General features: G+C 45.4%; 6 protein-coding genes and 12 tRNA genes. 1 reads left to right on the top strand and 17 read right to left on the bottom strand.

Annotation, left to right across the window (positions count from 1 at the left end):
* Positions 1–207: 207 nt before the first annotated feature.
* From SLU01_RS10940 to SLU01_RS10920, 5 genes are all read right to left on the bottom strand, one after another.
* Complete coding sequence (locus SLU01_RS10940) at positions 208–1,653, bottom strand: o-succinylbenzoate--CoA ligase (RefSeq protein ID WP_147058213.1); 1,446 nt, start codon at positions 1,651–1,653, stop codon at positions 208–210.
* Positions 1,654–1,730: 77 nt separating this feature from the next.
* Positions 1,731–2,549, bottom strand: coding sequence for a 1,4-dihydroxy-2-naphthoyl-CoA synthase (gene menB / locus SLU01_RS10935; RefSeq protein WP_147058209.1), 819 nt, complete (start codon positions 2,547–2,549; stop codon positions 1,731–1,733).
* Between the two features lie 18 nt (positions 2,550–2,567).
* Positions 2,568–3,386, bottom strand: a complete 819-nt coding sequence (gene menH / locus SLU01_RS10930) for a 2-succinyl-6-hydroxy-2,4-cyclohexadiene-1-carboxylate synthase (protein ID WP_147058207.1) — start codon at positions 3,384–3,386, stop codon at positions 2,568–2,570.
* Positions 3,379–5,091, bottom strand: a complete 1,713-nt coding sequence (gene menD / locus SLU01_RS10925; protein ID WP_147058205.1) for a 2-succinyl-5-enolpyruvyl-6-hydroxy-3-cyclohexene-1-carboxylic-acid synthase — start codon at positions 5,089–5,091, stop codon at positions 3,379–3,381. Before menD ends, menH begins: the two co-directional genes overlap by 8 nt.
* Entirely contained in the window at positions 5,084–6,469 is a 1,386-nt protein-coding gene (locus SLU01_RS10920; protein ID WP_147058203.1) for an isochorismate synthase, read from the bottom strand. Before SLU01_RS10920 ends, menD begins: the two co-directional genes overlap by 8 nt.
* 370 nt (positions 6,470–6,839) lie before the next feature.
* Between SLU01_RS10920 and SLU01_RS10915 the strand changes: the two genes are divergently transcribed.
* On the top strand, positions 6,840–7,580 hold the full coding sequence (locus tag SLU01_RS10915; protein ID WP_147058211.1) for a TraR/DksA C4-type zinc finger protein: 741 nt from the start codon (positions 6,840–6,842) through the stop codon (positions 7,578–7,580).
* A 48-nt stretch (positions 7,581–7,628) separates the two neighbouring features.
* On the opposite strand, the gene SLU01_RS10910 is transcribed toward SLU01_RS10915, so the two are convergent.
* The 12 genes from SLU01_RS10910 to SLU01_RS10855 all read right to left on the bottom strand — a co-directional run bounded on the left by SLU01_RS10910 (position 7,629) and on the right by SLU01_RS10855 (position 8,856).
* Positions 7,629–7,700, bottom strand: a tRNA-Glu gene (locus SLU01_RS10910).
* A gap of 9 nt (positions 7,701–7,709) precedes the next feature.
* Positions 7,710–7,800 (bottom strand) — tRNA-Ser (locus tag SLU01_RS10905).
* A 9-nt stretch (positions 7,801–7,809) separates the two neighbouring features.
* Positions 7,810–7,884 (bottom strand) — tRNA-Asn (locus SLU01_RS10900).
* Between the two features lie 6 nt (positions 7,885–7,890).
* Positions 7,891–7,964 (bottom strand) — tRNA-Ile (locus SLU01_RS10895).
* Between the two features lies 1 nt (position 7,965).
* Positions 7,966–8,039, bottom strand: a tRNA-Gly gene (locus SLU01_RS10890).
* A gap of 6 nt (positions 8,040–8,045) precedes the next feature.
* Positions 8,046–8,121: transfer RNA gene (locus SLU01_RS10885), tRNA-Phe, on the bottom strand.
* A 50-nt stretch (positions 8,122–8,171) separates the two neighbouring features.
* Positions 8,172–8,247, bottom strand: a tRNA-Asp gene (locus SLU01_RS10880).
* Between the two features lie 3 nt (positions 8,248–8,250).
* Positions 8,251–8,325: transfer RNA gene (locus SLU01_RS10875), tRNA-Met, on the bottom strand.
* A gap of 166 nt (positions 8,326–8,491) precedes the next feature.
* A tRNA-Ser gene (locus tag SLU01_RS10870) sits at positions 8,492–8,584 on the bottom strand.
* An 18-nt stretch (positions 8,585–8,602) separates the two neighbouring features.
* Positions 8,603–8,679, bottom strand: a tRNA-Ile gene (locus SLU01_RS10865).
* 7 nt (positions 8,680–8,686) lie between these two features.
* Positions 8,687–8,760 (bottom strand) — tRNA-Met (locus tag SLU01_RS10860).
* Between the two features lie 20 nt (positions 8,761–8,780).
* Positions 8,781–8,856 (bottom strand) — tRNA-Ala (locus SLU01_RS10855).
* Positions 8,857–8,859 lie beyond the last annotated feature (3 nt).

Raw genomic sequence — 8,859 nt, 5'->3', positions numbered from 1 at the left:
AGCAGCTTTGACTTATGACCCCGAGCCTCTGCCGCCCGCAGCTAGATGATAGCAAAAGCGGAGAGCGGCTGCCGAGAGGCGACAGGCATAAGGCGAAGATGCGAAGTGGCGCCCTTTGCCACACAGCAGCTTTGACTTATGACCCTGAGCCTCTGCCGCCCGCAGCTAGATGAAAAGTGCCTCTCCTATATTGTGGAGAGGCATTAATCATTTTCGTTTCATCCATTCCTTCAATTCCCGCCGCAACAGCTTATTTGAAGCGTTGCGCGGCAGTTGTTCAACAAAATGGAATGCTTTTGGCACCTTATAGCCCGCAAGTTGCTCCCGACAATACGTTTCTAACTCAGATTCCGATATCTCTCCATCTTTAACAATAAAAGCAATTGGGACACTTCCCCATTCGGGATGATCTTGCCCACATACGCCCGCCTCCAACACATTCGGACAGGAAAGAAGTACATTTTCGATTTCTGCCGGATAAATATTTTCCCCACCGGAAATGATTAAATCTGAACGCCGATCTACGATGAATAAATACCCGTCCTCATCGATATATCCAATATCACCCGTCGGTAGCCAGCCATTCTCTAATGGATTCTTATCCGCTGCATACCCGATATAACCCGGCGTCACATGTGGACCAGCAATAAGCACTTCACCTAAATCACCCGGTTTTTCCTCTTCCCTAATTTTTATTTGATTAAAGAATAAAGGTTTCCCTGTGGATCCCGACTTCCGCAATGCATCTTCGGAAGAGAGTGTTGCAGTTTGTGAACTCGTTTCCGTCATGCCATATGTTTGCAAGACTGGCAAGTTATACTTTTCTGCTCTTCGTAAATACTCGTCAGGTACAGGGCCTCCACCGGCAAGTACCGTTCGTAAGGAAGCATGTGCGATTGTATCACTTTTTTCAAGTTCATCAAGAAGGCGCTGTAGTCCAGTTGCGACAACAGATATCCTGGTAACAGTGCCATTTCGCACTTCGTCAGTCACAGCAAGAGTATCGAATTTTTCATAAAGCCTTACACCCATCCCATAAATGACGGATCGAGCAAGAATGGAAAAACCGCTAATATGGAACAAAGGCATCGTGCAAAGCCAAATATCTGCTTCATTCAATCCTAAATTCAAGACAGAAGACAATGCGCTCGATGTATGATTACCCACCGTTTGCCGCACACCTTTCGGATGTCCAGTTGTCCCAGAAGTATACATGATTGTCATTGTTCTAGACGGATCCCACATTGCTGTAATGGACAAATCTTGCTGCCCGCTAGATTTCAGCGTGGAGAAAGTGAGTACATTCGTTTTCAGATTCTCGACCCGACTCAGAAATTCATCCGCCACGATTACAGTGGACGCTTTGCAATCATCCAATTGCCAAGCTATTTCCCTCGTGGACAATTTACTGTTTAACATGACAATTTCAAGCCCTGCCAATAAACAGCCGTGAATGATAAATACCATATCCGGGGTGGACGGCCCCAATAAGGAGATCCGTTCCCCTTCCATCAATCCATTCTTCCTCAATTTACGGGCAATCTCAACAGCTTCCTCTTTAAGCTGCCTGAATGTCCACTGCTCCCCTTCGAACGAGAGCGCCATCCTATCCGGCGTCAAATCAGCCCTTTTCATTAACCAATTAGGAATCATCATGTACTTTCACCTCATTAGAAAAGCTGCCTGTTCAAAGGCAGCTCAGTTGTTGATTCATAATCTTCAAATTAGGATCAAGGGAATCTCGGGAATTGACCGAAGTCTGGCTTACGCTTCTCTTTGAAAGCGTCTCTTCCCTCTTTTGCTTCTTCCGTTGTGTAATAAAGCAAAGTTGCGTCTCCTGCCATTTGTTGCAAACCTGCTAATCCATCTGTATCGGCATTCATCGCAGCCTTGATGAAACGAAGTGCAGTCGGGCTCATCTCTAGCATTTCCTCACACCATTGCACCGTTTCGTCTTCCAATTGCTCATAAGGAACAACTGTGTTGACGAGCCCCATATCCAATGCTTGTTGAGCATCGTATTGACGGCACAGATACCAAATTTCCCTTGCTTTCTTATGGCCGATAATTCGGGCAAGGTAGCCTGAACCGTATCCTGCGTCAAATGAACCTACTCTCGGTCCAGTTTGTCCAAAGCGTGCATTGTCAGCAGCGATTGTTAAGTCACATACGACATGTAAAACATGTCCGCCACCGATTGCGTATCCCGCAACCATTGCGACGACAGGTTTTGGAATGACACGGATCAGTCTTTGTAAATCAAGGACATTTAAACGTGGAATTTCATCGTCACCGACGTATCCTCCATGACCTCTGACAGATTGGTCCCCTCCTGAACAGAATGCTTTTTCACCTTCACCTGTTAAAACGATGACACCGATGCTTTCATCATCTCGAGCTCTGGAGAATGCATCAATCATTTCCATGACAGTTTTCGGGCGGAATGCGTTACGCACTTCCGGACGGTTGATTGTCACTTTTGCAATACCGTTGTACTTCTCATATTTAATATCTTCATATGTACGGATTGTTTCCCATTGACGAGTCATTTTATTCCTCCTCTAAATTTATTTCAAATACTCCTTTATCATTGTAGCAAAGAAAACGGGATTTTCCACGTGAATTGCATGTCCCGTATTCGGAATGATTGTGTGATGCCAAGTTGGCACCATACTTTTCATTTCCCGGGCAATTGCTACAAACTTCGAGTCCAACTCCCCAGTCATAAGAAAAACAGGGCATTTTATCGAAACAAGGGTTTCCCAATAGGATTTCTGTCTTCCAGTCCCGATCCCTAACAAGCTATTGGCAAGCCCTATTTCGCTTTGTTGAAGTCTTTCTTCCCTAATCATCTGCCGTTTCACAGCAGGAAGTCTTTTTTGGGAATCAAACAAAGCAATGTTTTCCCAACTATTAACGAATGAAGTAATCCCATTTTGAATGATTTTCTTTGCAAGTACTTCGTCCGCATTCATTCGATCATTTCGGGCCTCTTCTTCCTTTAGTCCGGGCGAAGAACTTTCAAGCAGTAAAGCTTTTACAAAATCGGGATATTGGAGTGTAAACGCCAATGCGATACGGCCGCCCATAGAATAACCAACAAGGTAAAATGAATTCAAAGAAAGTTGCTCAAAAAGCAAGTGAAGGTCTTCAATCTGCTCTTCCATGGAAAAACGTTCGGGATATTGCGGAACGGTTGTTTTGCCGTGACCTGTCAAGTCGATGGCAACAGTTCGAAAGCTGCCCTTCAATTCATCCCGCACTTCCCGCCACGTACGCGTGGAACCTGTAAAACCATGTAGAAAGACGACAGTGGGAAGATCAAGCTCCCCCTCCATTTCGACATGTATGGATAGGCCGCGAATCGAAATCCAAGATTCATTCATGGCGATCTAACCTTTGCGTCAGATCATTCCAGTATGCCCGGTGAGCTTCTACATTCACAGGCCTGCTCGTGAACACTTCAATGATTCGGACAGGCTTCGTCTTTTCTCGTTGCATCTCCGTTTTGAACTCTTCAACTGTCTGTACTGCAGCATATTGCGTATCATACATGGAGCCAATATGCTCGAAAGTCAGTCCTGTCGGTGTCCCGAATAATTCTTCAAAATGATTTGATACCGTTGACTGCGGTAAATACGAGAAAATTCCTCCACCATCATTATTCAAAATGATGATTGTTAAATTCGTCTCATGGAACCTCGATACAATCAATCCATTCACATCATGTAAAAAGGACAAATCGCCAATTAGCAGGAAAGTCGGCCGATTGCGGGCCGCTGAAACACCAAATGCCGACGAAACAACTCCATCAATCCCATTCGTGCCTCTATTTGAAAAAATGGCAATATCTTTATCCGTCTTACAGAAAAATGTATCGACATCCCGTATTGGCATACTGCTGCCGCTGAAGAGATCACTGCCATCAGGCATCATTTCGAATAACGTTTTCACGATGACTCCTTCGTCCCCAGGCAATCCTACGTATTCCCGGGTGGCCGCTTCAGCAAGTTCATCTGCTGTTGCCCATAACGCCGCGTAACGATTTGGCTCCATCTGTTCAGGAACACTATAGACGGACTCCGGTGAAGTTTGCAGATGATGTGTGACAACTCCTAGGGAATCCCTGAATTCTGGCGATTCATCCACAGCAATAAACACATTTGGACGGTTATGTTTCAAAAATAACATCAACGGTTTTGAAACAGGTTGCGCGCCGAAACGGATAACAGTATATGGCATAGCTTGTGCCTTAAACTGTTCGCTTTTCAATAAAGCATCATAATGTGCGATGCATAGAGATCTACAATCTTCAGGGACTTCCGACCGCAGATTTGATAAAGGATCACATAGAACCGGCCATTGCATGGACCTTGCGAATTGCCAGAAGGCTTCTTTATCGAAATGAACGGGTAATTCCCCAGCAATGATCAATCCGTTTTCCGTTTGAGAAAAAACATGTTTCAACGTTTGCTTTTGCTCTAACGAAAGCTCATTTTCTCCATATACCCTTTCAATGAAAGTAGATGATGGCGATTTCATATCGAAATCGATCAGCAAAGGTTCCCTCAACGGTATATTCAAGTGGATGGGGCCCATCGGTTTAGTCGTTGCAATAGAAACCGCGCGATTAACATGCCGTTCGAGGTACCAATCCAACTCTTCATTCTCCTCAGCAAGCGGTAAATCCACGCTGAACTTCACGTGCTTGCCGTATATATTCAATTGATCAATCGCTTGTGGAGCTCCTACACCCCGCAATTCATGCGGACGGTCCGCAGTAAGGACAATCAATGGGAGTCGTGCATAAAACGCTTCAGTGATTGCAGGATGGTAATTGGAGGCTGCTGTACCTGACGTACATAGAAGAACAACCGGATTCCCGGAAGCCTTCGCTAAGCCAAGTGCAAAATAAGCAGCGGACCTTTCATCGACTTGCATAAATGTCTGTAGCTCTTCGGAAGCCGCAAATGCGTATGCAAGTGGCGTTGAACGGGAGCCCGGACTAATGACAGCCGCCTTTACTCCAGCACGAAGCAAAGTGTCTGTCATTCGTAATACATGGTTCGTCAATATTCTCCGTTCATCCATTCAGTTTTCCTCCAAGCGCCCTTAAAACAGGTCTAAATTTCACCCAAGTCTCTTCATATTCTTCTTCAGGCACAGAATCTGCAACGATCCCGCCGCCTGCATACAAATAAGCACGATTTCCTTGAATCAATGAAGAGCGAAGTGCCACCGCAAATTCCCCATTACCTGCAGCATCTGTCCAACCGATAGGAGCGGCATAATACCCCCGGTCCATCCCTTCTTCTTGTCGGATCATTTCCAGCGAGACATCTGTCGGAACTCCACCTAATGCAGGTGTCGGGTGCAATGCTTCGACGAAAGAGAAGATATCGATTTTCTGTTCAAGCAATCCTTCAACTGGCGTGTATAAATGCTGAATATCTCTGATCTTCATCAGCTTCGGCGTTTTAGGAATTATAACTTCATTGCAGAATGAATTAAATACATTAGAAATCATTGCTACGACATACTGGTGCTCTTCTCGATTCTTCCGGTCGCTCAACAGCTTTTCTCCCAATTCCCGATCCTCTTGAGCAGACTTGCCTCGTCGGATTGAGCCGGCAACACATGCCGAATAGACTTTTCCATCTCTGATCTGGATGAGGCGCTCCGGCGTCGCCCCAAAAAACAGGGAACCATCCCTTTGTAGTCCGAAATGATAACTCTCTTGTTGTTCATTCGAAATAGATTGGAGCGCAGAGACGCCACTCACCTCATGTTCAAATTGAAGTTCAAGCGCACGTGCGATCACTACCTTGTCGGCCTTGCCTCTTCGGATTGATTCGGTCACGTTTTCTACAGCTTTTAAATAATGATTTTTTTCACGTTCATTTGTTGAAAGGAGTTCATTTTTATCCGTGAAATTGAACTCTTCCACTTGTGCGATATGGATGAGATGATCCCTTACCTCGCGAAGCCTTTCAAAATCCGCCGCAGCCTCTGCGCGATTGGTAATCATATTGATGGATACGAGTGTCCTTCCTTCTTCAATCTTCAATTGAAAAGAGGGAACTACAAAATAAGAGGATGGAAACTCACTCCATTCCGAAACGCTTCGATTTTCCTCGTCATACGAAAAACCGCCAAATAAAACTGGATCCATATCCTTTTCCTCTTTTATCAATCGGGAACATAACTGCTTCCAATTCTCCGCTATATCTTTATAGCGGCCGGCATGTTTCGTATTCGACAAAGTATAAGCATGTCCAATTCCGATGAGCGTCAATGTCTTATCAGCATTTTGCCAATAGAAGCGTTCATTTTTATATTCCGAAGCCCCTGCCTCGAAAAATGACAAAGGGGATATTCTTCCTACCTCCACGGTTTCTGTAAAAAACCGGATATCAGAAGAAATCGTCATCTTTCGTGACATATTGGTTTCCTTAATCTTGTGACTCATCATTTTCTCTCCTTCATGTTAAATCAATCAACACTCCGACATATTTTTTAAAAGAAGAATAGATTTCTTACTTCCATTATACCGAAATTACGTCGGTCTCGCATAGATAATGCAAACAAGGATCCCAACATGCACTTCTTATTTTCATTCCAAGTATGCTTCGAGTCAGCGCTATTATGTTGTCCAATCAGGAAAGACTGTAATTTCGATTTTAATATGCATGATAAGGAAGATATCATTCACTTTGCCCAATCTTGATGTTTAGTTTGGCTATCATGAAGGGAATTGATAAGAACGACAATTAAATATTGCTATGGGAATCCAGATCAATGACCATACTAGTGATAACATACAAAAGGATGTGCTGCAGATGTTGACCGATAAACAAAAAAGCGTAATTAAACAGGAGTTAATGGAACTAAGATCGCAATTTTTAAAGACAGAGAGAGAAACGGATATAAGAAATTCTGAAAGGGACGCGGTTGGCGAATTATCAACGTATGACAATCATCCAGCCGATTTGGGTACCGAACTTTTTGAACGACAAAAAGACCTCGCCTTGAATGTACATGCAGGCGACGAATATGATAAAGTCGAAACCGCTTTACTTGCCTTGTCAGATGGAACGTATGGGTATTGTGAAGTATGTGAACGGGAGATACCATTTGAGCGCCTTGAAGCTCTCCCTTACACGACATTCTGCATCGAGCATAGCCCAGACCAAGACGTGCCGGATGACAGACCTTCGGAAAAGGACATACTGACCATGGCGAATCCAAATACGTTCGCCGACCGTGACCATAGGAGTGGGATTCGAAGGGATGGGCAGGATAGCTTTCAGGAAATAGCCAAATCAGGTACTTCTGAAACACCATCAGACTTCACCGGAGATCACGATGATTACAATACGCTATATGATGATGAACTAGTAGATGGCGCAGCCGAAGAAGTGGAAGAGTTCATCAGTACAGATATCACTGGAGAAGCCCGTGGATTTGTCCGTTCGGAAATATCCGAGGAATATGAAGGGAAGTTAGATGATGAAGGAATCGAGTCCCCTCTTGGAGACATTCCCTATCATCAAAGGGATAGTTATACGGGGGATAAATGAAAAAAAGCCACATCCAATGAATTTAATGGATGTGGTTTTTTTATGAAATGACCCCTACGGGATTCGAACCCGTGTTACCGCCGTGAAAGGGCGGTGTCTTAACCGCTTGACCAAGGGGCCATATAAATATGGCGGAGAAGGAGGGATTCGAACCCTCGCACCGCTTTCGCGACCTACGCCCTTAGCAGGGGCGCCTCTTGAGCCTCTTGAGTACTTCCCCGTATAAAATTGGCTCCGCAGGTAGGACTCGAACCTACGACCGATCGGTTAACAGCCGATTGCTCTACCACTGAGCTACTGCGGAATATGATGGGCCTAAGTGGACTCGAACCACCGACCTCACGCTTATCAGGCGTGCGCTCTAACCAGCTGAGCTATAGGCCCATGGAGCGGGTGAAGGGAATCGAACCCTCATCATCAGCTTGGAAGGCTGAGGTTTTACCACTAAACTACACCCGCAAAGAATGGTGGCTCAGGACGGAATCGAACCGCCGACACAAGGATTTTCAGTCCTTTGCTCTACCGACTGAGCTACTGAGCCAATTATTACATTTTACAACTGTTCTCTTTTACTATGTATCTTAAAAGAAATGGCGGTCCCGACCGGGATCGAACCGGCGATCTCCTGCGTGACAGGCAGGCATGTTAACCGCTACACCACGGGACCATTTGGTTGCGGGGGCAGGATTTGAACCTGCGACCTTCGGGTTATGAGCCCGACGAGCTACCACTGCTCCACCCCGCGATAATGTTAGTTGTAGGAAATTTAAATCCTACGCTTGCTTCTTTGTTTTAAGACTTAGCTGTAATTTCCTTTTAGGAAATTATACAAATCACATTCTGCGTGATGCGACTTGCTCCACCCGCGATAATGTTATTAATTCCTGACCACTACGTTTTTTAAGAAAATATGGCGGAGGAAGAGGGATTCGAACCCCCGCGGGCTTTAACACCCCTGTCGGTTTTCAAGACCGATCCCTTCAGCCAGGCTTGGGTATTCCTCCATATTTGTATTCAGATAGTGGTGGACCTTGCAGGACTCGAACCTGCGACCGGACGGTTATGAGCCGTCTGCTCTAACCAACTGAGCTAAAGGTCCTTTAGGATGGCGGCAGAGGGGATCGAACCCCCGACCTTACGGGTATGAACCGTACGCTCTAGCCAGCTGAGCTACGCCGCCAGGAAAACTATTTAGAATAATGGTGGAGCCTAGCGGGATCGAACCGCTGACCTCCTGCGTGCAAGGCAGGCGCTCTCCCAGCTGAGCTAAGGCCCCATT

The organism is Sporosarcina luteola, assembly GCF_007991495.1.
In the GTDB taxonomy this organism is placed as follows: Bacteria; Bacillota; Bacilli; order Bacillales_A; family Planococcaceae; genus Sporosarcina; species Sporosarcina luteola.
The sequence above is the reverse complement of the archived record's forward strand: the minus strand, read 5'-3'. Positions and strand labels throughout refer to the sequence as shown.

Excerpts from the sequence above, each read along its gene's own strand:
- SLU01_RS10940 (WP_147058213.1), bottom strand. The coding sequence starts at position 1,653 with ATGATTCCTAATTGGTTAATGAAAAGGGCTGATTTGACGCCGGATAGG.
- menB (WP_147058209.1), bottom strand. The coding sequence starts at position 2,549 with ATGACTCGTCAATGGGAAACAATCCGTACATATGAAGATATTAAATAT.
- menH (WP_147058207.1), bottom strand. The coding sequence starts at position 3,386 with ATGAATGAATCTTGGATTTCGATTCGCGGCCTATCCATACATGTCGAA.
- menD (WP_147058205.1), bottom strand. The coding sequence starts at position 5,091 with ATGGATGAACGGAGAATATTGACGAACCATGTATTACGAATGACAGAC.
- SLU01_RS10920 (WP_147058203.1), bottom strand. The coding sequence starts at position 6,469 with ATGAGTCACAAGATTAAGGAAACCAATATGTCACGAAAGATGACGATT.
- SLU01_RS10915 (WP_147058211.1), top strand. The coding sequence starts at position 6,840 with ATGTTGACCGATAAACAAAAAAGCGTAATTAAACAGGAGTTAATGGAA.